This window comes from Agrobacterium sp. O3.4 (assembly GCF_041414895.1).
Taxonomy (GTDB): domain Bacteria; phylum Pseudomonadota; class Alphaproteobacteria; order Rhizobiales; family Rhizobiaceae; genus Agrobacterium; species Agrobacterium cucumeris.
This window is the reverse complement of record NZ_JALPZP010000001.1, coordinates 1,248,763-1,275,255: the sequence shown is the minus strand read 5'-3', so window position 1 is coordinate 1,275,255 and position 26,493 is coordinate 1,248,763. Positions and strand designations below refer to the sequence as shown.

At 60.2% G+C, this 26,493-nt stretch carries 19 protein-coding genes; 10 read left to right on the top strand and 9 right to left on the bottom strand.

Annotated elements, in window-relative coordinates:
- From accC to M0412_RS06105, 4 genes are all read right to left on the bottom strand, one after another.
- Window positions 1-1,347: an acetyl-CoA carboxylase biotin carboxylase subunit gene (gene accC / locus M0412_RS06120; RefSeq protein ID WP_080834223.1), complete on the bottom strand. Its 1,347-nt coding sequence runs from the start codon at window positions 1,345-1,347 to the stop codon at window positions 1-3.
- Between the two features lie 12 nt (window positions 1,348-1,359).
- Window positions 1,360-1,845, bottom strand: coding sequence for an acetyl-CoA carboxylase biotin carboxyl carrier protein (accB, locus tag M0412_RS06115; RefSeq protein ID WP_142839647.1), 486 nt, complete (start codon window positions 1,843-1,845; stop codon window positions 1,360-1,362).
- Between the two features lie 25 nt (window positions 1,846-1,870).
- Window positions 1,871-2,308 (bottom strand): type II 3-dehydroquinate dehydratase, encoded by a 438-nt coding sequence (gene aroQ, locus M0412_RS06110; protein WP_020012378.1) that lies wholly within the window; start codon window positions 2,306-2,308, stop codon window positions 1,871-1,873.
- Between the two features lie 225 nt (window positions 2,309-2,533).
- Window positions 2,534-3,301 carry a DsbA family protein gene (locus M0412_RS06105; protein ID WP_269697965.1) on the bottom strand — a complete coding sequence of 256 codons (768 nt, stop codon included), beginning with the start codon at window positions 3,299-3,301 and terminating at the stop codon, window positions 2,534-2,536.
- Window positions 3,302-3,474: 173 nt separating this feature from the next.
- On the opposite strand from M0412_RS06105, the gene M0412_RS06100 reads away from it, so the two are divergent.
- Window positions 3,475-4,632, top strand: coding sequence for a pyridoxal phosphate-dependent aminotransferase (locus tag M0412_RS06100; protein WP_269698825.1), 1,158 nt, complete (start codon window positions 3,475-3,477; stop codon window positions 4,630-4,632).
- Between the two features lie 25 nt (window positions 4,633-4,657).
- Here M0412_RS06100 and M0412_RS06095 read toward each other — a convergent pair whose 3' ends face one another.
- Window positions 4,658-5,341: a helix-turn-helix transcriptional regulator gene (locus M0412_RS06095; RefSeq protein ID WP_269697963.1), complete on the bottom strand. Its 684-nt coding sequence runs from the start codon at window positions 5,339-5,341 to the stop codon at window positions 4,658-4,660.
- 74 nt (window positions 5,342-5,415) lie between these two features.
- On the opposite strand from M0412_RS06095, the gene M0412_RS06090 reads away from it, so the two are divergent.
- The 3 genes from M0412_RS06090 (at window position 5,416) to M0412_RS06080 (ending at window position 6,954) form a co-directional block, all read left to right on the top strand.
- Window positions 5,416-5,742 carry an NIPSNAP family protein gene (locus M0412_RS06090; RefSeq protein WP_269697961.1) on the top strand — a complete coding sequence of 109 codons (327 nt, stop codon included), beginning with the start codon at window positions 5,416-5,418 and terminating at the stop codon, window positions 5,740-5,742.
- Window positions 5,739-6,104: an antibiotic biosynthesis monooxygenase gene (locus M0412_RS06085; RefSeq protein ID WP_269697959.1), complete on the top strand. Its 366-nt coding sequence runs from the start codon at window positions 5,739-5,741 to the stop codon at window positions 6,102-6,104. Before M0412_RS06090 ends, M0412_RS06085 begins: the two co-directional genes overlap by 4 nt.
- A gap of 145 nt (window positions 6,105-6,249) precedes the next feature.
- Window positions 6,250-6,954: an SDR family oxidoreductase gene (locus M0412_RS06080; RefSeq protein ID WP_269697958.1), complete on the top strand. Its 705-nt coding sequence runs from the start codon at window positions 6,250-6,252 to the stop codon at window positions 6,952-6,954.
- 195 nt (window positions 6,955-7,149) lie between these two features.
- Here the strand turns inward: M0412_RS06080 and M0412_RS06075 are convergent, their stop codons facing one another.
- The gene (locus tag M0412_RS06075) at window positions 7,150-10,080 is read right to left on the bottom strand and encodes a ribonuclease E/G (protein WP_269697957.1); all 2,931 of its coding nucleotides are present in this window, start codon (window positions 10,078-10,080) and stop codon (window positions 7,150-7,152) included.
- 645 nt (window positions 10,081-10,725) lie between these two features.
- Here M0412_RS06075 and M0412_RS06070 point away from each other — a divergent pair.
- The 4 genes from M0412_RS06070 (at window position 10,726) to M0412_RS06055 (ending at window position 16,558) form a co-directional block, all read left to right on the top strand.
- Window positions 10,726-11,997 (top strand): N-acetylmuramoyl-L-alanine amidase, encoded by a 1,272-nt coding sequence (locus tag M0412_RS06070; RefSeq protein ID WP_269697955.1) that lies wholly within the window; start codon window positions 10,726-10,728, stop codon window positions 11,995-11,997.
- A 327-nt stretch (window positions 11,998-12,324) separates the two neighbouring features.
- Window positions 12,325-14,772 carry a penicillin-binding protein 1A gene (locus tag M0412_RS06065; RefSeq protein ID WP_269697953.1) on the top strand — a complete coding sequence of 816 codons (2,448 nt, stop codon included), beginning with the start codon at window positions 12,325-12,327 and terminating at the stop codon, window positions 14,770-14,772.
- Between the two features lie 98 nt (window positions 14,773-14,870).
- Window positions 14,871-16,002 (top strand): peptide chain release factor 2 gene (gene prfB, locus M0412_RS06060; protein WP_142839658.1). Its coding sequence is split into 2 segments (ribosomal slippage): window positions 14,871-14,939 and window positions 14,941-16,002, totalling 1,131 coding nucleotides; the frame shifts between segments, so codons are not numbered across the junction.
- Window positions 16,003-16,075: 73 nt separating this feature from the next.
- The gene (locus tag M0412_RS06055; protein WP_269697951.1) at window positions 16,076-16,558 is read left to right on the top strand and encodes a cysteine hydrolase family protein; all 483 of its coding nucleotides are present in this window, start codon (window positions 16,076-16,078) and stop codon (window positions 16,556-16,558) included.
- Here M0412_RS06055 and M0412_RS06050 read toward each other — a convergent pair.
- Both M0412_RS06050 and M0412_RS06045 read right to left on the bottom strand, forming a co-directional pair.
- Window positions 16,550-17,050: a hypothetical protein gene (locus tag M0412_RS06050; protein WP_142839661.1), complete on the bottom strand. Its 501-nt coding sequence runs from the start codon at window positions 17,048-17,050 to the stop codon at window positions 16,550-16,552. The genes M0412_RS06055 and M0412_RS06050 overlap by 9 nt on opposite strands.
- A 21-nt stretch (window positions 17,051-17,071) precedes the next feature.
- Window positions 17,072-17,845 carry an NAD kinase gene (locus M0412_RS06045; RefSeq protein ID WP_142839663.1) on the bottom strand — a complete coding sequence of 258 codons (774 nt, stop codon included), beginning with the start codon at window positions 17,843-17,845 and terminating at the stop codon, window positions 17,072-17,074.
- Window positions 17,846-18,153: 308 nt separating this feature from the next.
- On the opposite strand from M0412_RS06045, the gene M0412_RS06040 reads away from it, so the two are divergent.
- Window positions 18,154-19,071 (top strand): PhzF family phenazine biosynthesis protein, encoded by a 918-nt coding sequence (locus M0412_RS06040; RefSeq protein ID WP_269697950.1) that lies wholly within the window; start codon window positions 18,154-18,156, stop codon window positions 19,069-19,071.
- 110 nt (window positions 19,072-19,181) lie between these two features.
- Here the strand turns inward: M0412_RS06040 and M0412_RS06035 are convergent, their stop codons facing one another.
- Window positions 19,182-25,562, bottom strand: coding sequence for a hypothetical protein (locus M0412_RS06035; protein ID WP_269697948.1), 6,381 nt, complete (start codon window positions 25,560-25,562; stop codon window positions 19,182-19,184).
- 480 nt (window positions 25,563-26,042) lie between these two features.
- Here M0412_RS06035 and M0412_RS06030 point away from each other — a divergent pair, with 480 nt between their 5' ends.
- On the top strand, window positions 26,043-26,411 hold the full coding sequence (locus M0412_RS06030) for an Hpt domain-containing protein (RefSeq protein WP_142839668.1): 369 nt from the start codon (window positions 26,043-26,045) through the stop codon (window positions 26,409-26,411).
- The last annotated feature ends 82 nt before the right edge of the window (window positions 26,412-26,493 follow it).

Sequence of the window (26,493 nt, the reverse complement as noted above, 5' to 3'; positions counted from 1 at the left end):
TTAGTGAGACGCGTCACCGGCCAGATATTTTTCCAGCCAGTGAATATCGTAATCGCCGTTCAGAATATCCTCATTCTGGAGAAGATCCTGGAAAAGCGGCAGCGTGGTCTTGATGCCATCAACGACGAATTCGTCGAGCGCCCGACGCAGGCGGCGGATGCACTCGTCACGGTCGCGACCGTGAACGATCAGCTTGCCGATCATGCTGTCGTAATAGGGCGGGATCTTGTAGCCCTGATAGGCGCCCGAATCGACGCGTACACCAAGGCCGCCCGGCGTGTGGAAATAGGTCAGCGTGCCCGGAGAGGGAACGAAGGTGCGCGGGTCTTCGGCATTGATACGGCATTCGATGGCGTGGCCATGGAATTCGATATCCGCCTGCGTAACCGACAGGCCCTGGCCCGAAGCGACCCTGATCTGCTCCTGCACGAGATCCATGCCGGTGATGGCTTCCGTTACCGGATGCTCCACCTGCAGACGAGTGTTCATTTCGATGAAATAGAACTCGCCGTTTTCATAGAGGAACTCGATGGTGCCGGCGCCGCGATATTTCAGTTTGCGCATGGCGTCGGCGCAAATTTCGCCGATCTTCATGCGCTGTTCGACTGTCAGTGCCGGCGAATTGGCTTCTTCCAGCACCTTCTGGTGACGGCGCTGCAACGAGCAATCGCGTTCGCCAAGGTGAACGGCATTGCCTTCACCATCGCCGAAAACCTGCACCTCGATATGCCGCGGCTTGCCGAGGTATTTTTCCATGTAGACGGCGTCGTTGCCAAAGGCTGCCGCCGCTTCGGAACGGGCAGTCGCTACTGCCTCTTCCAGATCGGCTTCGGTCTTCGCCACTTTCATGCCGCGGCCGCCACCGCCTGCCGTCGCCTTGATGAGGACCGGGAAACCGATCGTCCGGGCGATTTCCATCGCGTTTTCGGGCTTCACTTCACCGTCGGAGCCGGGAACGACGGGAATGCCGAGTTCCTGCGCCGTCTGCTTGGCGGTGATCTTGTCGCCCATGATGCGGATATGTTCGGCGGTCGGCCCGATGAAGGTGATGCCGTGCGCGTCGAGAATATCGGCGAACTTGGCATTTTCCGACAGGAAGCCGTAACCGGGGTGAACGGCGTCCGCACCGGTGATTTCGCAGGCCGCAACGATCTGATGGATGTTGAGGTAGCTGTCACGCGAGGGCGGCGGGCCGATGCACACGCTTTCGTCGGCAAGGCGCACATGCATCGCATCCGCGTCGGCCGTGGAGTGCACGGCGACAGTCGGAATGCCAAGCTCTTTTGCGGCGCGCAGGACGCGCAGCGCGATCTCGCCACGGTTGGCTATGAGGATCTTCGAAACCATGCTGAACCGCCTTTATTCGATGACCACGAGGGCTTCGCCATACTCCACGGGCTGTGCGTCGTTGACGACGATTTCCACGACCTTGCCGGACTTGGGTGCCGGGATCTGGTTCATGGTCTTCATGGCTTCGACGATGAGGATGGTCTGGCCTTCCTTGACGGTCGCGCCCACTTCGATGAAGGGACGGGCGCCCGGAGCAGGCGACAGGTAAACCGTGCCGACCATCGGCGAGGAAACGGTGTTGGCCGGGTTGCGGGCCGGTGCTGCGGCGGCCGCAGGTGCTGCCGGCGCAACGATTGTCGGTACCGCAGCAGGCGCTGCTGCCGGCACTGCGTAGGGGGCGGGCGCCGCGTAAACCGGGGCGGGCGGCGCAGCGCGGGAAACGCGGATGCGCAGGTCGTCCTGCTCCACTTCAATTTCCGAAAGGTCGGTGTCGTTGAGGATATTCGCGAGTTCGCGGATCAGTTCCTTGTCGATACCCTGTTTCTTTTCAGACATGACAAACCCTATTCTTTGTTTCTTTTTATGCCGTGATGTTTTTCAGCGCGTGAAGCGCCATGATATATCCGTATGGTCCAAAACCGCAGACCATGCCCTTCGCTGCAGGTGATACCATCGATTTGTGACGGAACTCTTCGCGGGCGTGGATGTTGGAAATATGCACTTCCACGACAGGCGTGGAAATCGCACGAATGGCGTCATGCAACGCGATTGAGGTGTGGCTGTAAGCGCCGGGATTGATGACGACGCCTGCCGCCCGCTCACCCGCCTCATGCAACCAGTCCACAAGCACGCCTTCGTGGTTGGACTGGCGGAATTCCACTGCGAAACCGAGATCGGCACCAGCTTGAAGACAATCATTCTCGATGTCTTTCAGCGTCTTGCCACCATAGATACCCGGTTCCCTTTTTCCCAGCATGTTGAGATTGGGGCCGTTGATGACGATGATGATATTGCTCATTCAAGTTTCCATAAGAAAATCAGCGACAGCTATAGACTGAGCAGCCGCCAAGGAAAAGCCCCCGCAAGCCGGAAAGCGCCGGCTTGCCCGGCATCTCACAGGGAATGCAGGGGCTTTTTTAAGCATCCGACCGAAAAGTGTCTTGCGGTTTTCAGACAATCCGATGCTCGAACAAAAAATTTGAGCGGCAGGACCGGTTCCGATTTATCCCCGCCGCTCCAAAAATTACGAGCAGGTGGCTTTTCCACAGCTGCGCATATTGGCGATTTTTTCCTTCAGCGGGTCCGCACCGACAGCACCGAAAACCGCCTCATCGCCGACAATATAGGAGGGTGTACCGGTGATGCCGAGGCTATTGGCCAGCTTGTAGGTTTCCTGCACCTGCGCGTCATTGGGGTTTTCCGCCATCGACTTGCGGATGTCTGCCTCCTTGAGGCCGAGCGAAGTGGCGACTTCCATGGCGCTGTCCTCATTCGCCCGCCCGCGACCACCAAGCAGGGTGCGCTGGAATTCCGGGTATTTGGCCGGAGCGAGCAGCTTCACGGCATTGGAAACGCGATGGGCGGCGACCGATTCCGGCCCGAGGATCGGAAATTCCTTGAGAACGACGCGCACTTTCTTGTCGCCCTTCAAAATCGCGTCCATATCGCCCATGGCGCGTTTGCAGTAACCGCAATTGTAGTCGAAGAACTCGACCAGCGTCACATCGCCATCCGGGTTGCCGAGCGCCAGATCGTATTTCGATTCGAAGATGGTCTTCTTGTTGTCGGCAACGGCTTCCGCCGCCTTGGCATTACGGGCCGCATATTGCTTGCGTTCCAGCGCGTCCTGAACCTCAAGCATGATCTCGGGGTTTTCGATCAGATATTGCTTGATGAATTCGCCCATTTCCTTCTTCTGCTCGGCATCCAGGGCATGGGCGGGCAGAGACGCGAAAACCGTCGAAAGGGCCGTCACGCTGGCGAGAAGGGTTGAACGGAGAAGATGCGCCATATCGGTCCTCATTACTGTGCGGTCAGTGCTTCATGAATATCATGATGGCAATTACCTTACTTTAAGCCAAATGCCATACGGCAAAAATAGTTGTCCGCATTATGGTCGCATGATTGTGAAGATTGTGATTCTGCGGCAAGTCTGCGAAATACGGTTCAGGAAAGAGCATGCCCTTGATTACGATGTCGAAGCGGAGCGCAGTCGAACCCTTTCACGCCATGGATATCCTGGCGGAAGCGAACCGGCGCAGGCAGGCGGGGCGCCCCGTCATTTCCATGGCTGTCGGACAGCCATCCCATCCAGCGCCGAAGGCCTCGCTGGAAGCGGCGCAGGAGGCGCTGAAGCACGGGCGCATCGGTTATACCGACGCGCTGGGCCTGCGTGAGTTGCGGGAAGCGATTGCCGGCCATTACCGGCTGCGCCATCAGGTGGCCATCGATCCGGCGCGCATTGCCGTAACGACAGGGTCTTCCGCCGCCTTCAATCTTGCCTTCCTCAGCCTCTTCGATGCCGGTGATCATGTCGCGATCGCAAGGCCCGGCTATCCGGCCTATCGCAATATTCTGAAGGCACTTGGCCTGAATGTGGTCGAAGTGCCGGTTACGGCCGAAACCGGCTATACGCTGACGCCCGCCAGTCTGGAGCGGGCGGAGGCCAAAGCTGGCTGCAAGCTGAAAGGCGTGCTTCTGGCAAGCCCGGCCAATCCGACCGGCACCGTCACCGGCCGCGAGGCGCTGAAGCGGCTGGCGAACTATTGCGAAAGCCGCGACATGGCCTTCATCTCCGACGAGATCTATCACGGCCTTACCTTTGTCGGTGAAGAAACGAGCGCGCTTGAAATCACCGACAGTGCTGTGATCATCAATTCCTTCTCGAAATATTACTGCATGACCGGCTGGCGTATCGGCTGGATGGTCCTGCCGGAAAATCTTGTCCGCCCGGTCGAGTGCCTTGCCCAGAGCCTTTATATCTCACCGCCGGAACTGTCGCAGCTTGCGGCAACCGCAGCCTTCTCGGCAGCGGAGGAACTGGATGTTTACAGGGAAAGCTATCGCACCAACCGCGATTTCCTGATGGCGCGCCTGCCGGAAATCGGCCTGCCGCTCGCATCGCCCATGGACGGGGCTTTTTACGCCTATGTCGATACCAGCCGCTTTTCCAATGACAGCATGGATTTTGCCAGGCGCATGCTGGCGGAAATCGATGTGGCGGCGACACCGGGCATGGATTTCGATCCCGAGGAAGGCCACCGCGCACTGCGCATTTCCTATGCGGGTTCGGTCTCTGATATTGCCGAGGCCGTGGGCCGTATCGCCGGTTGGCTGAAATAAGAACCGATCGCCCGCCGAGAGATTATCAGGCGGGCGTGCAGCCGAAGGTGCTGTTGAACGCCTTTTCACCCTTTGTCGTGAAGGTCAGCACGCGGCCATTTCCGCGCCGCAGCCAGTCGCGCTGCTGCATGGCATTGAGCAGCGATGCGCCAAGCCCGCCGCCGAGGTGATGCCGGCGCTCGCTCCAGTCCAGGCAATGCAGGCAGACCGGGCGGCGGGCTTTTTCGAGCGGCGAAAGATCAATACCGAAGCTCGAGAAAAAGTCGCGCCCGCTATCCGTCAGTACGGGATCGTCACCCTGCGTCACGAGCCCGTTCGCGGTGATGGCCACAAGCAGCGCCACGCCGCTTTCCCCGGCCAGATGATCATAACAGATGCGCGCTTCGCGCAGCGCCTTGTCCTTCGGTCCGGTGCGAACGCGCACCGCGCCGGTACGCTGGGCAAGTCCCATCAACGCTTCCAGAACCTGCGCGACATCCTCGTCGGAAAGACGGAAATAACGATGACGCCCCTGTTTTTCCGCTTTCAGCAGCTGGGCATCGGAGAGTTTCGACAGGTGTCCGCTGGCGGTCTGCAGGGTCACGCCAGCGGCTTCGGCAAGCTCGCTTGCCGTCAGCGCACGTCCATCCATCAGCGCCGTCAAGATGTTGGCGCGGGCAGGGTCACCGATCAGGGCGGCGACATTGGCGATCAAGGGTCCGTCTTTCATAGTTCGATGATAGCCGAAGCATTGATGCGAAGCAATGGTTTAAACAGGAGGGGCAGAAGAAGAGGAGAAAGACGATGCTGACCTGTTTCATCCGCTATGAAATCGACCCTTTCAAGGTCAATGCCTTCGACAGATATGCCCGCAACTGGGGAGAGGCGATACCGCGCTGCGGGGCCGATCTCATCGGTTATTACGCACCGAAGGAGGGATCGAGCACGATCGCTTACGGTGTCTATAATATCGAAAACCTCGCAGCCTACGAGGCCTACAGGGCGCGGCTTGCCGCCGATCCGGCAGGGCGCGAGAATTATGAATTCGCCCGTCGCGAGCAATTCATCCGCCGGGAAGACAGGCTTTTCCTGCGGCTTGCCTCCGCTCCCCATGCCGGAGGTGAGCGATGATCGCCGTCATCTTCGAGGTCTTTCCGGCCGAGGGCGAAAAACAGCATTATCTCGATATCGCTGCCAGCCTGCGCTCTGAACTGGAAACCATTGACGGCTTTATATCCGTCGAGCGGTTTCAGAGCATCAGCAATCCCTACAAGATGCTTTCTCTGTCGTTCTTCCGGGATGAGGAGGCGGTGAAGGCGTGGCGCAACACCGGGCCGCATCGCGCAGCGCAGGCCATGGGACGCTCCGGCGTCTTTGCCAATTACCGCCTGCGTATCGCTTGCGTGATGCGGGACTACGGTTTGCGGGAGAGGGAGGAGGCTCCGCCGGATAGCAGATACGCTCATTCCGCGGATGGGGAAGTGCCGCGCTGAGACGCCGCCAGCATCAGTTTTTCTTCATGCCGGCCCAAGGCTTTCTGGTTCGAACTTGTCTCCGAAACCCGCTATAGATGAGGCGGTTCAAGGATGGAGAAGGATCGCCACGCGGCGGTTCACCGGATTGGAAATGGAGAAAACGATGTCGGCAGAAAAAGTGGCTGTTGTAACGGCGGGTGGTAGCGGCATGGGTGCCGCCGTGGCGAAACGGCTGGCTGCGGACGGCTACAAGCTCGCTGTCCTGTCGTCTTCGGGCAAGGGGGAAGCACTGGCGCAGGAACTGGGCGGCATCGGCATCACCGGCTCCAACCAGTCCAATGACGATCTCCAGCGCCTCACGGATCTGACGCTCGAAAAATTCGGCCGTATCGATGTGCTGGTCAACAGCGCCGGACATGGCCCGCGCGCCTCCATTCTCGATATTACCGATGAGCAGTGGCACACGGGTCTCGACGTCTATCTCATGAACGTCATCCGCCCGACACGGATCATTGCCCCGGTCATGGTCAAGCAGAAGGCGGGCGCGATCATCAACATCTCCACCGCCTGGGCCTTCGAGCCGAGCAGCATGTTCCCGACATCGGCCGTCTTCCGCGCCGGCCTTGCCTCCTACAGCAAGATTTTTTCCGATACCTATGCAGCCGACAATGTGCGCATGAACAACGTCCTGCCCGGCTGGATCGACAGCCTGCCGGGTACGGAAGAACGCCGCGAGAGCGTGCCGATGCAGCGTTACGGGAAAAGCGAGGAAATCGCCGCCACGGTAGCGTTCCTCGCATCCGAAGGGGCAGGGTACATCACCGGCCAGAACATCCGTGTCGATGGTGGGCTGACGCGATCTGTCTGACGGTTCAGGCATAACAGGCGGTGCCTTAGCCTGGGGTAAAGATAGCCTTATATGGCGCTTGCATTGCGGCAGATGCGCAGCTTCTCTTCGCATTCATCGTCCTCGCCTCAAGGGCGGGGATGACGCGAGAGCAGCGTTCGTCAAAAGCAAAAAGCCCGCAACATGGTTGCGGGCTTTTCGTTTCAGTCGCTTCTATCAGAAGAAGCCCTTGCGCTGCCACCAGCCGCCCTTGCGCGGCTTCGGCTCATCGCCGTCGGGATTGTTCGCGGACGAACCGGAAGAGGTCACCACCGGCTCCGAACTGGAGACATTGCTGCCCCGGTTCGCGCGGGTCTTTTCTTCCGTCGCGGGTGCGTCTGCTTCAGGCGCCAGATCGGCCGAAGCTTCACCGATTTCTTCGATGGCGACATCGACGACGGTCGCTTCAACGACTGCCGGCTCGATGACCACCGGCTCGACCGTTTCAACGGTTTCAGCCTTCGGTGCGTCTTCAGCCTCGGTCTTGGCTTTCGCCTTGCGGGTGCGGCGCGGCTTCTTCGGCGCTTCTTCAGCCACAACGTCGGCAACCACGCCTTCCACCACGTCGGCGGCGGTGGGCTCTTCGGTTACGGGCGCTGCGGCGGAAACCTCTTCGCCTTCCGTCTCGCCTTCGTCGCCGGCTTCCGTGCCTGCAGCATCGAGAGCCTCGTCACGGTTGCGGCGGCCGCCACGCTTGCCGCGACGGCGGCGCTTGCGCTTGCCGTCTTCGTCGGAGTTTGCGGCTTCGTTCACGCCGTTTTCGTCGGCATCACCATCGGTGTCATCGGCTTCGGCGCTGTCGTCGTCACCTTCAGCATCATCGGCGTCATCGCCGGCCTGTGCGTCAAGAGCGCCGTTCTGGTCGTTCTGTCCGCCCTTGCCACGACGGCGGCGACGACGCTTGCGCTTGCGCTTGCCATCTTCACCGTTTTCGCCCTGCTGCTGCTGACGCGGCTCGCCAGCCTGCGCCTTGACGATTTCTTCCTCTTCCTCGTCCTCTTCCGCCTCGATGACGATATCGTCTTCCTCTTCGACGAAGTTCGGAAGCATCTGGATGAGGCTTTCGATCTTCACCGGATTTTCGACGGCTTCGCCGCGATCGATGGCGAAATGCTGCGCACCGACGCTTGAATCGGCGGCAATGATGATCGACACGCCGAAGCGGCCTTCATAATCGACGATTGTGCCACGCTTGTGGTTGAGCAGGTAAAGTGCCGTTTCCGGCGTGCAGCGCACCGTGATGTTATGGGTGGTGTTGCGCAGCAGATATTCCTCGACGCCGCGCAGAACATGCAGCGCGATGGAGGATTCCGAACGTACATGGCCCGTGCCGCCGCAATGCTGGCAGACCTGTGTGGTCGATTCCAGCACCGAAGCGCGGATGCGCTGGCGCGACATTTCCAGGAGGCCGAAATGCGAGATGCGGCCGACCTGGATGCGGGCGCGATCGTTCTTCAGGCAATCCTTGAGCTTCTTTTCGACAGCGCGGTTGTTGCGCTTTTCTTCCATGTCGATGAAGTCGATGACGACAAGACCGGCAAGGTCGCGCAGGCGCAGCTGGCGCGCCACTTCTTCCGCCGCCTCGAGGTTCGTCGTCAGCGCGGTTTCCTCGATGGAATGCTCGCGCGTCGAACGGCCGGAGTTGACGTCGATCGAAACCAGCGCTTCCGTCTGGTTGATGATGAGGTAACCGCCGGATTTCAGTGTCACCTGCGGCTGCAGCATCCGGTCGAGCTGGGCTTCGATGCCGGAGCGCGAGAAGATCGGGTGAATGTCGCGGTAAGGCTGAACCACCTTGGCATGGCTCGGCATCAGCATCTTCATGAAGTCTTTCGCTTCACGATAGCCTTCTTCGCCGGAAACGATGATCTCGCCGATATCCTTGTTATAGAGATCGCGGATCGAGCGCTTGATCAGCGAGCCTTCCTCGTAAACGAGGCAGGGGGCGGTGGAATTCAGCGTCAGCGTGCGGACGTTTTCCCACAGGCGCATCAGATATTCGAAGTCGCGCTTGATTTCGACGCGGGTGCGGTTGGCGCCTGCGGTACGCAGAATGACGCCCATGCCCTGCGGAACCTCCAGATCGCGCGCGATTTCCTTCAGGCGCTTGCGGTCGGTCGGCTGGGTAATCTTGCGGGAAATGCCACCGCCACGCGCCGTATTCGGCATCAGCACGGAATAACGGCCGGCAAGCGACAGGTAGGTGGTGAGTGCGGCCCCCTTGTTGCCACGTTCTTCCTTGGCCACCTGCACCAGAAGGATCTGGCGGCGCTTGATGACTTCCTGGATGCGATACTGCTTGCGCGGCTTGCGGGCAACGCGATCGGGAACTTCCTCCATCGCGTCTTCGGCGCCGACGGATTCGATCACTTCCTTTTCGTGATGATCGTCGTCATCGTCGTCGTCATCATCGTCATTGCCGCGGCGAAGGCCTTCGACTTCTTCGGAAATCGTATCGGTATCGACCATTGCGGCCATCTCGCCGCCGGTGCTGCCGTCTTCGTCGGAAGAGGCTTCAGCGGCTTCGGCTGCGAGTTCTTCTTCCGTCTTCTTCTTGACGCGGGGGCGGCGAACGCGCTTCTTCGGCTTTTCTTCCTCGGCCGGTGCTTCTTCCGCAATGGTCTCGACGGCTGCAACCGCAGTCTCTTCGGAGACTTCCTCGGCTGCAGTCGCTGGCGCAGCCTCTTCCGTCACCACGACTTCAACGGTCTCGCTTGCCGAGACGATGCCGACATCGGGCTGATCAACCTGCGAAAGATCGATTGCCGGCGCACCGGGCTCGGGCGCATCTGCCGATTCGAAGTCGTCGCTGCGGCGATGATCTTCGGCTTCGGCCCTCAGCAGAGCCTGACGGTCGGCAAGCGGGATCTGGTAATAATCCGGATGGATTTCCGCAAAGGCGAGAAAACCGTGGCGATTTCCACCGTAATCGACGAAGGCCGCCTGAAGGGAGGGTTCAACCCTCGTCACCTTGGCAAGGTAGATATTGCCGCGGATCTGTTTCTTGTGCTCCGATTCGAAATCGAATTCTTCGATCCGGTTCCCACGGACAACGACTACGCGTGTCTCCTCTTCGTGGGAGGCGTCGATAAGCATTTTGTCTGCCATGTAAGCTGTGCTCCTCGGCGCAGCCTTGTTTTATACGAGAACAGGCCCGCCATACGGACGGGCCTTTCATATGAGTGCAAGGATGTGCCGGAAATGAAGTCTCCTGCCGGGCGTCTGTAAACTGGCAGCATCCGGACCGACGGCGAGGCACATGGCCTGCTCCTGGTATCCGGTTCATGTGAAAACTGCTGCGACATCATTGGCCAGGCGGAACGACAATAATATATAGACCCCTTGGGGTCCGATGAATTTGCTCTCCTCAGAGCAGCGGTGGTAGGGCCACCGGGTAGGTCTCCGGCCACGGCCGGAATTGATCCAGTTTCAGGATAAATGTAACGACGGCAGATGATTGCCCGTTTTGCAGCGCCAGCGTCTTTTTCGATTGGCAGCCGGCGGGCATCTATCCCGTCAACACTTTTAACCCTCATCCTTGTTGTATGTTTTCTCTGTCATAATAGCAATAGGGTGGCTAAATATGCCATATTGTTGGTGGAATTTCCGGGTTAACAATTGGTTCACCAAGGCCTGCGATTGTGGGGCGCAAACGCGCAAACAAACGTCCGGCGTGGTCGAAACGGTGCCGTTCCCGGTGCTTTTCCGCTCCATTTATCGAAAATGACTGAAATACGGAATTTCTTGAAGACCATGAATTTCACGCGCAGCGCAGAGATATCAGGTGGGGCAGGGCCGCTTGGCGTGCGAATCGCGCGGCTTGCGCGTGCCGTCGTCGTTCCGGTCTTCCTTTCGGCCGTCACCGTCCTCTGTGGCGTTCCGCAGGCCTTTGCGCTTGAACCGCTTGTCGCCAATCAGGCGCGCATCATTGGCGACGAGGCGCGCACCCGCATCGTTCTCGATTTTGCCGAAGAGCCGGAATTCGATGTTCACTATCTCGATTCGCCGGCCCGCATCGTCGTTGATTTTCCGGCGGTGAATTTCGCCTTTCCGGTATCCGACCTCAAACCGACAGGCCTTTTTTCGGATATCCGCTTTGGCAGCATGGGCCAGAACAGCGCCCGTATCGTGCTGACCGCGAAAAAACCGGTGCAGGTGGCGGTGGCCGAAACGAAGAAGGGCGAGGACGGCGCAGCTTTCCGTTTCGTGCTGGATACGGAAATCACCACCAAGGCCAAATTCGCCGAACTGGTGAAGACCCAGCAATGGCAGACGCCGGCACCGGTTACCACCGCGGCGATCACACCCGGTGACAAGACGGCGCGGCAGGCGGAGTTCGTTATCGCGGTCGATGCCGGTCATGGCGGCATCGATGCCGGTGCGACAGGCGGGGCGACCGGTACGGAAGAGAAGGTCATTACATTGACCTTTGCCAGGGAGCTGGTTGAACGGCTGAACCGGGAACCGGGCATCAAGGCGTTCCTGACCCGTGATTCCGATACGTTTCTTGCCCTGTCTGAGCGCGTGACGATCGCCCGGCAGAACAATGCCAACCTGTTCATTTCCGTCCACGCCGACACCCTGAAGCAGAAGGGTATCCGTGGCGCTACCGTCTATACATTGTCGGACCGCGCATCTGACCGCATGGCGCAGGAATTGGCGGAGCGCGAAAACAAGTCCGATCAGATCGCCGGTGTGGCTGTCTCCACCGAGCCGCCGGAAGTCGCCGATATCCTGCTTGATTTCACCCGTCGTGAAACCCAGGCCTTTTCGGTAACGCTGGCGGAAAACATCGTCTCCTCCTTCGAGGGGCAGGTCGGCCTCATCAACAATCCGCATCGTTACGCCGGTTTCATGGTGCTGCGCGCCCATGATGTGCCATCGGTGCTGCTGGAACTGGGTTTCCTCTCCAATCCGGAAGATGAAAAGCTGCTCCTCGATGCCGAATGGCGCAACAAGGTCTCCGACAGGCTGGCGACGGCAGTGGGGCGATACCGCGCCAAGGCCATGGCAAACGGCGGCTGAAACACCGGGCGGCGTCGTAAAAGCACTGTTGCCGCCGTGCCGATTGCAGCCAAAAAGCTGTTCAATTCTTGGGTCTTGCGGATTATTAACTGCCCGAAGCCCTATTTTACTCACATTCCCCGCGTTACTCGGATGCGGATTCGGTGGCGATCCGCACAGCGACAGAAACGCGATATGCGGCGGTTGACCCGGTAACATATCAGCGAATGCTGCCGTATCCGGCTTGTCATCGAAGGTATGGTGTGCAAAACGGCACGCGATATGCAAGGATACGCCCGTAAATCGTCGGGCGTTGATGGTTACGATTCGAATTATCGGTAGCTTGGTATGATCAGACTGATTGGATATTTTTTCGGCTTGGCCAGCGTGCTCTTCCTGTGCGCCGCCGTCGTCGGTGCGATTTATTTGCACGGCGTGACGAAGGACCTGCCGGATTACGCAGTTCTGAGCACCTATGAGCCGCCGGTAACGACCCGCGTGCACGCCGGCAACGGTGCGTTGATGGCGGAATATGCCCATGAAAAACGCCTGTTCCTGCCGATCCAGGCCATCCCCGACCGGGTGAAGGCGGCCTTCCTTTCGGCGGAAGACAAGAATTTCTACAACCATCCGGGCGTTGATATCTTCGGTCTTGGCCGCGCCATTCTCGTCAATATCCAGAACTTAGGCTCGGGCCGTCGTCCGGTCGGCGCTTCCACCATCACCCAGCAGGTGGCGAAAAACTTCCTGCTGACCAACGACCAGACCATCGACCGCAAGCTCAAGGAAGCCATTCTCTCCTTCCGTATCGAGCAGACCTATTCCAAGGACAAGATTCTCGAGCTTTATCTCAACGAGATTTTCTTCGGCCTGAATTCCTACGGCATTGCCGGCGCGGCTCTCACCTATTTCAATAAATCGGTGACGGAACTGACGATTGCCGAGACCGCCTATCTCGCATCGCTGCCGAAGGGCCCGGCCAACTACCATCCGATCCGTCGCGAAAAGGCGGCTCTCGAGCGCCGCGACTGGGTAATCGACCGCATGGCCGAAAACGGCTACATCACCGTTGCAGATGCCACGGATGCCAAAAAGCAACCGCTTGGTGTCAATCTGCGCCGCGGCGGCGCGCATATCTTCGCATCCGACTATTTCGCCGAGGAAGTCCGCCGCCAGATCGTCGAGAAATACGGTGAGGAAGCGCTTCTCGAAGGCGGGCTGTCGGTCCGCACCTCTTTCGATCCGCAGATCCAGGCGGAGGCGCGCAAGGCGCTTCAGGATGGTCTGGTGCAATATGATGAGCGTCGCGGTTTCCGCGGACCCGTCGAAAAGATCGAAACGACCGGTGACTGGACGGCGGCGCTCGCCAAGATCAAGGGCCTGCGCGATGTCCCCGAATGGAAGGTCGCCGTGGTCCTCGCCGTTGCGGCCGATGGCGTCGATATCGGCGTGCAGCCCGACACGGAAACCGAAGATGGCGACAAGCGCACGCGCGGCCATATCTCCGCTGAAAACATGCGCTGGGCCTATCGCGATGCGACCGGCAAAAAGGCAACTGCCAAGTCGCCGGTAGGTGTCGTGGCGGCAGGCGATGTGATTTATGCGCAGCCGCTTGCCAGTTCCGGGAATGAATATCGCCTGCGTCAGCCGCCGAAAGTGCAGGGCGGTATGGTGGTGATGGACCCGCATACCGGCCGTGTTCTGGCCATGGTGGGCGGTTTCTCCTACGCGCAGTCGGAATTCAACCGCTCCACGCAGGCCATGCGCCAGCCGGGCTCCTCCTTCAAGCCGTTCATCTACGCGGCAGCCCTCGATAATGGTTATACACCGGCATCGGTCATTCTCGACGCGCCGATCGAGGTGGTTTCCGGCGGTCAGGTCTGGAAGCCGCAGAATTACGGCGGGGGTTCCGCTGGTCCGTCTACCTTGCGTCTCGGCATCGAAAAATCCCGTAACCTCATGACCGTGCGCCTGGCGCAGGACATGGGTATGAACCTGGTGGCGGAATATGCCGAACGTTTCGGTATCTATGACAAGATGCCGCCGCTTCTCGCCATGTCGCTCGGTTCGGGTGAAACCACCGTCATGCGTATGGTCTCGGCCTATTCGGTCATTGCCAATGGCGGCAAGCAGATCAAGCCGACGCTGATCGACCGTATTCAGGACCGTTACGGCAAGACGATCTTCCGTCATGAAGAGCGTGCCTGCGAAGGCTGCAATGCCACCAGCTGGCAGAACCAGGATGAGCCTGTCATCGTCGACAATCGCGAGCAGGTTCTTGACCCGATGACCGCTTACCAGACGACGTCCATGCTGGAAGGTGTCGTGCAGCGCGGCACGGCGGCAGGCAAGATCAAGGTCAATCTGCCGGTTGCCGGCAAGACGGGCACCACCAATGATGAAAAGGACGCCTGGTTCGTCGGTTATACGCCGGACATGGTTGCCGGCCTCTATATCGGCTTCGATTCACCCGCACCGCTCGGTCGCGGCGGCACGGGCGGTTCGCTGTCGGCACCGATCTTCGGTGAGTTCATCGCCGATGCGGCCAAGCACCTGGAGCCGAGCAAGTTCATCGTGCCTGCCGGCATGAACTTCGTCGCCGTCAACCGCAAGACGGGCATGGCGGCGGTTGAGGGTGAGCCGGACACCATCATGGAAGCCTTCAAGCCGGGCACCGGCCCGGCCGACAGCTTCTCGGTGATCGGCGCGGAAAACTACATGTCTCAGGAAGATATTCTGAAGACCTCGCCGCAGGCGCAGCAGGCCATCACCGGCGGTGGCGGCGGTCTTTATTGACACCAGTTCCGGGATCATCGGGGGGCGCGGGTCTTTACATCCGCGCCCCCCGCATTTATTTGAGCAACAAGTTTCAATGAAGGCGAAGAACCAGCGAAATGCGCAATGAAATCGTGAACGTAGTCGACGAAATCAAGCAGGCCATAAGCCTGCTGAGGAGGCATCTTTGACTGGGACCAGGCGATAAGACGACTGGACTGGTTAAATAACAAGGCAGAGGACCCGACCCTCTGGAACGATGCCTCCGAGGCCCAGAAGCTGATGCGTGAGCGCCAGCAGCTGGATGACAGCATCAGCGGCGTCAAGGCGCTGGAGCAGCAGCTGAAGGACAATATCGAGCTGATCGAACTCGGCGAGATGGAAGGCGACGACGAGATCGTCAAGGACGCCGAAGACTCGCTGAAGGCGCTGAAGAGCGAGGCGAACCGCCGTCAGGTGGAAGCCATGCTGTCGGGCGAAGCTGACGGCAATGACACCTATCTCGAAGTGCATTCCGGCGCCGGCGGTACGGAAAGCCAGGATTGGGCGAACATGCTGTTGCGCATGTATACCCGCTGGGCGGACCGCGAAGGCTTCAAGGTCGAGGTGCTGGAAGTTCACGATGGCGAAGAGGCCGGCATCAAGTCCGCGACGATCCTCGTCAAGGGCCACAATGCCTTCGGCTGGCTGAAGACGGAATCGGGCGTACACCGCCTCGTCCGCATTTCGCCCTATGACAGCAATGCGCGTCGCCACACATCGTTCTCTTCCGTCTGGGTTTATCCGGTCGTCGACGATTCGATCCAGATCGATATCAACGAAAGCGATTGCCGTATCGATACCTATCGTTCGTCCGGTGCTGGCGGCCAGCACGTCAACACGACGGATTCGGCCGTGCGCATCACGCACATCCCGACCGGTATTGCGGTTGCCTGCCAGCAGGAACGGTCGCAGCACAAGAACCGCGCCAAGGCGTGGGACATGCTGCGCGCCCGCCTCTATGAAGTGGAACTGCAAAAGCGGGAAGATGCGGCCAACGCACAGGCTGCTTCCAAGACCGATATCGGCTGGGGTCACCAGATCCGTTCCTATGTTCTGCAGCCTTACCAGCTGGTCAAGGATCTGCGCACGGGCGTTGAAAGCACCGCGCCCGGCAACGTGCTGGACGGTGATCTGAACGAATTCATGGAAGCTGCTCTCGCGCATCGCATCAGCGGTGGCGCGGACGTGGAAGTGTCGGATATCGACTAAGACGCCAGATGCGTCGATCGAGAAATTGCCCCTCGCAGGTCCATTGCGAGGGGTTTTTCGTTGGAGGATATGCGTGAAACAGGTGCTCTACATCGTCGACGTCCAGCCGAGCTTCAATCCACCGGCTGCGCTGGTGGCGGAGATATCGGCACTCGCAACTACGATGCCCAGCATTGCCACCGTCGAGCGGCATGATGAGAGCGTCACGCCTTTCGAGCGGCAGCTCGGCTGGAAGCCGGGCAGGGATGATGAATCGCTTGTCGCTGCGGACCGAATATTCATCAAGCACGGTTATGCGCCTCCAAAGGCGGCGATAGACCACCTACGGTCTCTCAAACCCGACAGGGTGCTGGTCTGCGGCATCCAGGCTGATACCTGCGTACTGGCGGCTGGTTTTGCCGTGTTCGATGTGGGATTGCACCCAACGCTGTTGCCGTGGCTGACGGTTGGCTCCAGCCTCGACCGTAGCGGTGAACTGGGCGCGAGATTGTGGAAGCACCATTTCGGCGCGGTTCTGGCCGGGCCGCATGAGCTTGATATCCAGCCGTCAGTTTGAGGCTTTTTCTATCTTCATCTCGCCAAGCTCGTCGATAAGGATCGTCCAGCTTTCGGCTTCCTTGGCCATCGGGTCTGTTTTCAGATAGACGGTGACGAACAGGCCGGGCGAATCCGATGCACCGTTCGAGCTTTCGGGACGAACGTCCGTGACATAGGATTTCATCTGGTTGAACTCCTCCAGCTCGACATTTTCGAGGAGATTTGGTCCCTCCGCCGTAAAGGCGATGCGCTGCAGGTAAATCTTGGCCGTTCCGTCGCCCTGGCGGATTGCAATCACCTTGTAATAGCCACGCGTGGGCGATGCCGGTGGTGGCCGCAACTGGCCGTCAGCGCCCTCCCGCGGCTCGAGGTTTCGGTCTTCCCACATGCCGCTGCTGACAACGAAGATAGCGGAAACAGGCAGCGTATCGATCGGGTCTGTCTGCGCCCGTGCAGGCAGCACGGCGTTGGCGAGAATGAGGGCAGCGAGGATCGATTGTCTAAGTTTCATGGCCGTTATGAATGGTTAGCGTCAATTGTTGAACTGTTCGGCAAGAACCCGGTCGGACCACGAACGGTCCGGATCCGACAGAATCCTCGCGGTCCTGTCCTGCGATTGTGCGATCCGAACGTGACGAACGGATTTCACCTCCGTATGGTCAGCCACCGCATTCACCGGGCGTTTATCCCGTTCCAGAACATGAATGTCGACCGTCACCTTATTCGGCAAAAGCGCGCCGCGCCAGCGCCGCGGACGAAACGCGCTGACGGGGGTGAGCGCCAGAAGCGGTGATTCCAGTGGCAGGATCGGCCCATGGGCGGAAAAGTTATAGGCGGTGGAGCCTGCAGGCGTCGCCACCATCATGCCATCACAGATCAGCTCCTCCAGCCGCACCTTGCCATCCACTTCCACACGAAGCTTGGCGGCCTGATGGGATTGGCGGAACAGGCTGACCTCGTTCATGGCAAGGGCGGTGAACTCATCGCCATCCGAATCCGTCGTTGTCATGCGCAGCGGATGAAAATCATTGCCGGTTGCAACCGCGATGCGCTCAAGCAGACCCTCCACCCGATAATCATTCATCAGGAAGCCGACCGATCCCCGGTTCATGCCGTAGACACGTTTGCCGGAATTCATCGTTTCGTTGAGGATTTGCAGCATGAAGCCGTCGCCGCCGAGCGCGACGATGACTTCCGCCTCTTCAAACGGCGTATTGCCGTAAACGCCCTTCAGCGCCTCCATCGCCGTCTGCGCCTCCTCGGTTGCGGAGGCGACGAAGGACAGTGAACAGTTAGAATGCGACATCCGCTTCCCTCGACAACGGCGCAGACCTGAGAAGGCTTGCAAACGATGCTGTAATCTGTTGAAGCGGCTCGCAATCTTCAAACGTCGATCAAAACGGTCGATCACAAGCCACAAGACGCATCCTTGGTACATGAAGACAACGGTTGGCGACAAGGCCTTTCGGGCAGCGAGGCGTTCCCCCACCGCGCCATTGCGCCGCACCGTTCCACAGCTTCTTGATTTCCACTCTCCGACAAGGGTTGCGATGCAGGGCGGCCTGATGCAGTTTGCTGCAAAGCAGGCCGTGAGATGAATGGCAGGAGACGGATTTGGTGCTGAACTACAATATCTATGATGTCTTTACCGAAACCAGAATGGCGGGAAACCCTCTGGCGGTCATGTATGACGCCGACGACCTTGATCAGGCGACGATGCAGGCAATCGCCAGGGAAATGAACCTTTCCGAGACGGTCTTCGTCAATCGCTCGGGCAACCCGGCACATGCGGCTTCGCTGCGTATCTTCACGCCATCAGGTGAATTGCCTTTTGCGGGACACCCGACTGTTGGTGCCGCTGTCGCCATCGCCGAGCGCAATCGCAAGGATGGCGATGATGACGTCGATATGGTCTGTGTGCTTGAAGAGAAGGTGGGCCCTGTCCGTTGTGCGGTAAAGATGCGCGCCGGCGCCGTCAGCTTCGCCGAATTCGACCTGCCGCGCAAATCCTCCCGTGTCGAGCTGCCGCTCGATCATGCGGCACTTGCCGATGCGCTGGGCGTCAGCGAAGGCCATCTGGGTTTTGAAAATCACGTGCCGTCGATCTGGACGGCCGGTGTGCCGTTTCTGCTCGTGCCCCTCCACAATATCGCCGCCGTGCGTGACATGGATTTCGACGCCAATTTGTGGCTGCGCACCGCGCCGCTCGTCGAAGGGCTGCTGACGGCGGCCTATATCTACTGTCGCGGCGGCGTCAACCACGCGGCTAAGTTCCATGCCCGCATGTTCTCTCCGGATATGGGCATTTCGGAAGATCCGGCCACCGGTTCGGCGGCTGCCGCCCTTTCCGGCGCCATCCACCATTTTGATGGCCTGACCGACGGACATTATCCGCTCCTCATCGAGCAGGGCGTGGAAATGGAACGACCGTCCCACATCCACCTGCGCATGGACATCAAGGACGGCGAAATCGCCCGCGCCCGCATCGGCGGCCACGCGGTGCGTGTTGCATCGGGTGTGTTCGATATTTGATGTCAGTGAGCCGGTAAGTTCACGTCGTTTAAGAACGACGAAACAGCCAGCAAGCCAAAGAAAAACCCCGGTCTCTCGACCGGGGTTTTATGATGTCTGCGTCAGCCAGATCAGTTGAACCGGCCCGCCGCATGGGCAAGCATCGTATAGACCTTGCCGGTATCGGAGGTGAGGTAGGACTGGGTGACGCTCCGGTCGCGGTCCGTGCGGGCCACATCGGCCAGCAGCTTTTCGAAATCGGTGATGTAGCGATCCACGGCGGTGCGGAATTCGGCTTCCCGCTCGTATTTGCGCTTGATCTCGTCAAACGTCGTCTGGCCCTTCAGCGTGTAGAGGCGACGGGTGAAGACGTCGCGCTCGCCGCGCTGGTAACGGCGCCACAGTTCCACCGAGGCATCGTGGTCAATGGCGCGGGCGATATCGACCGAGAGCGAGTTCAGCGATTCGACCATGTGCCGCGGGTTGCGGGTGTCGGCCGCACGGGTCGGCTGCTGTTCGGCGCTGGCGCGGGGAGCAGAAGCCGCAGAGGTTTCCTGACCGTCACGCGAGGCGCCGCGCAGCAGATCGCTGATCCAGCCGCCGCCTTCTTCACGACGTCCGGCAGGGTTTGCCGCAACCGGTTGAGCGGGGGCGGGTGCCTGGCGATTTTCGGTTTGCCGGTTTTCGACCTGGCGATTCTCAAGCGGCAGGGAACCGCGCAGTGCGGCCGGCGCGGGGGCAGGCTGCGGCTGCGCCGGGCGCTGCGGTACCGGAGCGGCTGCTGCCGGCTGCGGACGTGTTTCGACACGGCGCTCGGCGGCAGGCTGGGTAGCGGCAATGGCGCGGGCGACGGGTTCGGAGACTTCCATCTGGTGGGTCGAACGGCCAACAAGCTGGGAAATATCCTGCAACGCCTTGATCTGCTCGGAAACGGCGCGACGCATGGCGGCCGCACTTTCCTTGGCTTCTTCCGGCAGGTCGAATGCGCCACGCTTCAGTTCGGCACGGGTCGCATCCAGCTCGCGGCGGATATCGTGGCTGGAGCGGCGGATCTCGTCGGTCGCACCGGCAAAGCGGCTGACGGCCTCTTCGACGGCCTGACGCAGCGTCTCCTTGAGGTTGGCGGCGGCGGCATTGGATTTTTCCGAGGCGCTGCCCAGGAGATTGTCGACTTCCGAGAGCGAGGATTCGACACCGCCGCGCAGGCGGTTGACCAGCTCGTCGGAATATTTCTGCGCGTCGGACAGCGTGCTTTCAATCGAGCGGCTGGCATCCTGGCCGGCGGAGAGCAGGGCGCCCCGCATGGTCTGTGCCGCCGAGCGGGCGCGTTGTTCGGTCTCATCCAGCGAGCGGCCGATATCGGTAAACGACGCCTGCAGGTTGTCGCGCAGATTGCCGGCAACGTTCTGCGAACGCTCTTCGGCTTCGTTGAGCGTGGTTTCCACCACGCCGACGACGTTGCGCATGGCGCTTTCGATTTCCTCGGAGCGTTTGACGAGGCCGACCGACAGGCTGCGGAGTGCGTCCTGACGCTCCTCCAGCGTGCCGACGAGGCTCGATTGCGCCGCATTGAGCAGTTCGGAGGCCTGGCTCAGCACCTTCGAATGTTCCTCGAAGCGGCCGACGATGCCGGCAACCTGGGCCAGCGTCTGGCCGGAAATATTCGACAGGCGGTCGATCTTTCCTTCGAGCAGACGGCTGGAGCTGGAGACCATGTCGGCGGCCTGCGAAGCGCTATCGGAGAAGCGGGTCGCAGAGGCGTTCAGCGCCTCATCGGCCGTGCCGAATTCCTGTGCGGCGCGCTCGACGGCGGAGTTGAAGTTGGAAGCCGACTTTTCGACGATTTCGGCCATGCTGTTATGGGTCTGCGACAGCATATCCGTGCTCTGGCGGGTGGCGGCGACCAGCTTGTTGGCGGCATCGCTGCCCGAGCGGGCATATTTGTCGATACCCTCTTCGACGGCATCCGCCATGGCGGTGTGGGTCTGCGACAGCATGTCGGTGCTCTGGCGGGTGGCGGCGACAAGCTTGCTTGCCGCATCCGTGCCGGCATTGGCGTAATCGCTGATCGCCTGTTCCACCATGCCGACCATGCCGCTGTTGCTCTGCGACAGAAGTTCTGCGCTCTGCTGGGCAGCGGAAACGATCTTTTCGGCGGCTTCACGGCCAATGGTGGCGTATTCGTCGACCACCGGCTTGGCTTTTTCCTCGATCAGGCGCGACAGTTCGGCAGAACGGCTGGCCAGCATCGAGTTGAGTTCGCGGGTGCGGTTATCCAGCGTCGAGCGGATGGATTCGCCGCGCGCGTCGAGGGCCGATTCGACACCCGTCAGCGTCTCGGAAATGACACCGACCTGAGAGCGGACGACGGCTTCAGCCTCGGCCACCTTGTTGACGATGATGTTGCCGGCTTCCGAGAAGGTCTGGGCAACGGCTGCGGCCTGGCCGGAAAGACGTGTCTGTGCATCCGAAATGCGGTTGACGATCTCGCCGGAGCGTTCCTCGATGGCCTTGGTGAAGGCCTCGTTCTGCGCCTGGACCTGGTCGGCAAATTCCGAACCGGACTTGGCGAGCAGGGCAGATGAGCGAACGGCTTCATCGCCGATGCTCTGGGTGGCGGAAACGACCGCGCCGCGCAGGCTGACTGCTAGATCGCTCGCCTTGCCTTCAATGGTACGGTTGACGTTTTCGAGGCCGATCGTCAGCGCCCGGTCCATGGTGCCGAGGCGTTCGTCGATACGGGCTGTGCCGGTATCGAAGGTTTCGGCCAGACGGGTGGTGCGGCTTTCGAACGTGTCGGTAACACGTGTCGTCTGCTCGTCCAGAATGCCGGTGATGCGCTCGGCTGCTTCGTCGCTGGTGCGGGCAAAGACCGCAGTCTTGTCTTCCAGCGCCTCTGCGAAGCGGCGGCCGGCATCTTCGATCGATGTGTTCACATTGGCCAGATCACCGCCAACGCGGGCCTGCAACGTGTCGAGCGACGTTTCGATACGTGCACCTGTCTCGTCGAGACGGGTGGTGACGTTGCCGATCGAGGTTTCGATGCGGGAAGAGAGGGCGTCTGTCGCGCCGCCGATTTCGCGGGCGGCTTCGCCGATCTTGACGGCGATGTCGCCGGCGCTGTTGCGAAGACGTTCTTCGAGCGTCGCAGCGCTTCCGTCGATTGCCTTCTGCAGCGTGTCCTGCTGGGTTTCGAGCGACAGTTCGAGCATGCTGGCGCTGGAAGCGACAGTGGTGCCGATCATCATTGCCTGCTCGGAGAGCATGTCACCCATCTGGGTAGTGGCCGAGCTCAGTGTCGCTGCCATATCCGCGTGGCGCTGGTCGAGCGCGGTGCGGATATCCTCATGCGATTGCGACAGATTGCTTTCGAGGCGGGAGACCCCTTCTTCCACCGTCTGTGCAAAACGGCTGCTGCCATCTTCCACAACGGTTTCGATGCGGTTGGCCGCGCCAGAAACGCTCTGCTCGATCAGGCCGCTATTGCGCTCCAGCGAACCGGCAATGCGTTCCGCCTGTGAGCCGAGCATGGTTTCCAGCCGCTCGTGGCCGCTGGCAAGGGCGTTTTCAAGTGTAAACGCCGTGGCTTCGAGGCGCTGTCCGACACCGGCCGCCGCAAGCGAAAGCGACGATGTTCTCGCATCCATTGCCTCGGCAATCCGCTCCTCGACACCCGAAATCGTCATGTCGAGCGCCATGGTCCGGCTGTCGAGTGCATCGGCGATGCGTTCTTCCGCGCCGGAAACGATGCCGGAAAGGGCAGCCGTCCGGCTGTCCAGCGCGCCGGCAATACGGTCCTCCACGCCGGAAACGGCGCCGTGCAGGGCGGCGGTGCGGCTGTCGAGAATATCGGCAATCTTTTCCTCGACGCCGGAGAAGCTCATGTCGAGCGCCATGGTTCGGCTGTCGAGTACGTCTGTGATCCGCTCTTCCGCGCCGGAAACGACGTTTTTCAACGAATCCGTGCGGCTGTCGAGCGCGCCGGCAATACGGGTCTCGGCGCTTGCCACCAGCTCGCCAAGAGCTGCGGTGCGCGTATCGAGCGCATCGGCGATTTTCTCTTCTGCCCCGGAAAATGCCATGTCGAGCGCCATGGTACGGCTGTCAAGCGTATCGGCGATGCGTTCTTCGGCACCCGAAACCACGGCATTGAGCGCGGCGGTACGACCGTCAAGCGTTTCGGCGATACGGGTCTCGGCACCGGCAACAACGTCGCCGAAGGTGGTCGTGCGGCTGTCGAGCGCACCGGCGATCTTCTCTTCGGCGCTGGCGACGATGCCGGCAAGGGCGGATGTGCGGCTGTCGAGTGTTTCGGAAAGCCTTTCCTCGACATTGGCGAAGGTCATGTCGAGCGACAGAGTACGGCTGTCCATCGTGTCGGCGATGCGTTCCTCGACGCCGGAAATCGTGCTGGAAAGAGCAGCCGTGCGACCGTCAAGCGTCTCGGCGATACGGCTCTCCGCGCCGGAGACGACGTCGTGCAGGGCAGCCGTGCGGCTTTCCAGCGTGTCGGAAATACGGTCCTCGATACCGGAGACGGCACCGGTGATGGCGGCGGCCCGGGTTTCGAGTGTCTCCGACAGACGGCGTTCGACATCGGCAACAACGCTGTTGATTGCGGCTGCACGTTCGTCAAGCATCGCTGCGAGGCGTTCGGCCGTGCCGGAGACAGAGCCGGTAATGGCCAGCGAACGGCTGGCAAGCGCTTCGTCAAAACGATCCTGGCTGGCCGAAAGTGCGCCGAACAGGGCATTGCTGCGTTCCGCCAGCACGTTGTCGATCTTCTCGTGCGAATTGGCGAAGGCATTGGTGATTTCGGCAGTGCGCTGGCCAATCGCGTCGCTGAACTCGCGGGTGCGGGTTTCCAGCGCGCTTTCAAGCATTTCCTGGCCGGTGCCCAGCGCGGTTGCAAGCGCCAGAGACTGATCGGTCATGGTATTGCCGATGCGCTCAAGACCGCTGTTCAGCATGGTATCGAGGGCTTCGGAGCCGCCGGCAACGGTTTCGTTGATGCGGGCGAGGCTTTCCATCAACTTGCTGTCGAGGCTGCCGGCGCGCTGGTCGAAGGCGCTGGCAAATTCCGCCACATGCTCGTCAAAGGCCGAGTTGACCTGGCCAACCGTCGCCTGCAGCCGCTCTTCATAGAGGCCGGAACGCAGATCGAGATCCATGATCGCATCATCAGCCGTGCTCTGCAGGCTCTGGCGGAAGGAGAGACCCTTTTCCTCAAGCGTCGTCGAAAGCTTGTCGAGCACGGTATCCAGCGAACCGCCGATGATCTGCTGGCCGCGATCAATATTGCGGTTGAGTTCCAGCGTGCGCGTGGACAGCGTTTCGTTGAGTTGGCGGGTGCGCTCCTCAAGCGCGCTGTTGAGGCTTTCGGCACCGCTATCCAGCGTCGAAGCATGGATTGCGAACCGCTCAAGCAGCACTTCGCCGCGCTCATCCAGCGTCGAGGCAAGATTGTGCAGGCGCATGTCGAATTCGTTCGACAGGGTCGAACCTGAGGAATTCAATGCCTGAAGCAGGTTTTCAGTCTTGGCGGCGATCAGGCTGCCCATGGCTTCGGTGGAAGCGCGCGATTTTTCAAGCAGGGCGGCGGAGCGCGTATCGATCATCGAGGCGAAGGCTTCGCCTGTCGTGGCAAGCCGCATCGAAAGCTCTTCGCCAACGATGGAAAGCTCTTCCTTGATCTGTTCCTGTGCGCCAACGATGGACGAGCGGATGCGCTCGGCATGGTTGACGATGGCGTCGCGCTCGGCGGTCAGTTCCTGCACAAGGCTGCGGACGCGCAGTTCATTGTCGGCATAGCTGCGCTCAAGCGCGTTGACTTCAGAATGGACCAGCGTTTCCAGTTCCGTCGCACGTGCAATGGTGCGCTCGATACCGTCATTCATGGCCGAAACTTCACGGCGAACCGCCTGGCCCACGGACATGATGCGATCGGAGGCAACGGTTTCAGGCTCGGCAAGGCGAAGAGCGACTTCGGCCATCGAGCGGGCGGCGTTACGCAGATCGCGGGCACGCGCCATCATGATCGCGAAGGCGAAGAACAGCATGACGGGAACGAGGATGCCGACGACGATCGCCATCAGGCCGGGAATTGCGGTGAGGTCGGCCAGCGAGGCAATGTTCCAGAGCGCATTGCCGTAAAGCAGGTGTGCCACACCAAGGCCACCCAGCGCCCAGATTACCGACATGATCGTCGCATTTCTGAGTGCGCCGCCGATCGAGCCGCCTTCGAGCGATTTCAGGATCATCGCCGGGCTGCGCTTGGAGCCGTCATTGGCCGCTTCCAGATTGGGGGATTTGGGTGCCTGTTCGGCAGGCGCGCGCGCAGCCTCGGGAGCAGGGGTCTGTCTGCTTGCTTCCTTCAATCTGGCCTCCGGCTGCTTTGGCGCTGCGGTCTTCCGCGATTCCGGCTTTTCTTCGAAAGCACCGAGCTGCAGGGCGTCTTCCAACGCCTGAAATGCAGTCTCGTCGACAGAGTCGCTGATCTTGTTATTCGCCATGCGGTTACGCCTCGTTACACATACGCCCGGCTTCATGCCGTTGGACCACTTGCAACCTGCAAGCGGACTGCCGCCATCATGCCGGCGGAACATTATCCCGTTAAAGGGAACAATTCCGCCATTTACCAAATCCCGAATTGCTGGTGGTCCAGCTTTCGGGCGAAATTACATCACTGTGCCGTAATAACAAAGCTTGCACTTAAGCCTCGTCTTAACGGCAGTACCGTAGTGACACATTTAGGTGTTCGAAACAATTAATGCGGATTTACGGCAGCAGCGAAGTGTCGGCTTTTTAACAGTTTTTAAACCTGAGTTTCGCTCTGAACGCCTTGTTTCGCATAAGTTTAACATAAATTAACCATAGCAGAAGATTTTCGCCCGCGTCACGCCGTAATTTAAGCCGATAGCACCGGTTTGGATGCGTAAATACGACACAGATGTGACACGAAACAGGAAACGGCGAGACAAGGAATTCCAGCCATGGCAGCGGTCAGTATTGCTTTCGAAGCTCCGGATAATTGCGGCGGTGCGCCGGCCGTTACGAAAAAGCCGATCGATTTCGATCATCTTGCCCGTCAGACGATGGGTGACAAGGATCTGGAAATCGAAGTCCTGCAACTGTTCAGCCGCAACGCCCGCGCCGCATTGCATGAAATTGCCGATGCTGACGACAAGGCCGTGCGGGCAACCGCCCACCGCCTGAAGGGCGCTGCGCAGGCCGTCGGCGCCCCGGCGGTTTCCGCCGCCGCAGCTGCGGTGGAGGACCAGGGCAAGGACAGCGCCGCGATTGCAAAACTCGCGGCAACCATCGTCGAGGCGGAAAACTTCATCCTCAAGCTCTGCCGCTGAGGCGGAGTTCATCAAATTTGTCATTTTACAAGGCCGGTTCCGCCTGTGCACCCTTGAAGCGGGTTGCCAAGGCGAACCGGCC

Excerpts from the sequence above, each read along its gene's own strand:
- accC (WP_080834223.1), bottom strand. The coding sequence starts at position 1,347 with ATGGTTTCGAAGATCCTCATAGCCAACCGTGGCGAGATCGCGCTGCGC.
- accB (WP_142839647.1), bottom strand. The coding sequence starts at position 1,845 with ATGTCTGAAAAGAAACAGGGTATCGACAAGGAACTGATCCGCGAACTC.
- aroQ (WP_020012378.1), bottom strand. The coding sequence starts at position 2,308 with ATGAGCAATATCATCATCGTCATCAACGGCCCCAATCTCAACATGCTG.
- M0412_RS06105 (WP_269697965.1), bottom strand. The coding sequence starts at position 3,301 with ATGGCGCATCTTCTCCGTTCAACCCTTCTCGCCAGCGTGACGGCCCTT.
- M0412_RS06095 (WP_269697963.1), bottom strand. The coding sequence starts at position 5,341 with ATGAAAGACGGACCCTTGATCGCCAATGTCGCCGCCCTGATCGGTGAC.
- M0412_RS06090 (WP_269697961.1), top strand. The coding sequence starts at position 5,416 with ATGCTGACCTGTTTCATCCGCTATGAAATCGACCCTTTCAAGGTCAAT.
- M0412_RS06085 (WP_269697959.1), top strand. The coding sequence starts at position 5,739 with ATGATCGCCGTCATCTTCGAGGTCTTTCCGGCCGAGGGCGAAAAACAG.
- M0412_RS06080 (WP_269697958.1), top strand. The coding sequence starts at position 6,250 with ATGTCGGCAGAAAAAGTGGCTGTTGTAACGGCGGGTGGTAGCGGCATG.
- M0412_RS06075 (WP_269697957.1), bottom strand. The coding sequence starts at position 10,080 with ATGGCAGACAAAATGCTTATCGACGCCTCCCACGAAGAGGAGACACGC.
- M0412_RS06070 (WP_269697955.1), top strand. The coding sequence starts at position 10,726 with ATGAATTTCACGCGCAGCGCAGAGATATCAGGTGGGGCAGGGCCGCTT.
- M0412_RS06065 (WP_269697953.1), top strand. The coding sequence starts at position 12,325 with ATGATCAGACTGATTGGATATTTTTTCGGCTTGGCCAGCGTGCTCTTC.
- M0412_RS06050 (WP_142839661.1), bottom strand. The coding sequence starts at position 17,050 with ATGAAACTTAGACAATCGATCCTCGCTGCCCTCATTCTCGCCAACGCC.
- M0412_RS06045 (WP_142839663.1), bottom strand. The coding sequence starts at position 17,845 with ATGTCGCATTCTAACTGTTCACTGTCCTTCGTCGCCTCCGCAACCGAG.
- M0412_RS06035 (WP_269697948.1), bottom strand. The coding sequence starts at position 25,562 with ATGGCGAATAACAAGATCAGCGACTCTGTCGACGAGACTGCATTTCAG.
- M0412_RS06030 (WP_142839668.1), top strand. The coding sequence starts at position 26,043 with ATGGCAGCGGTCAGTATTGCTTTCGAAGCTCCGGATAATTGCGGCGGT.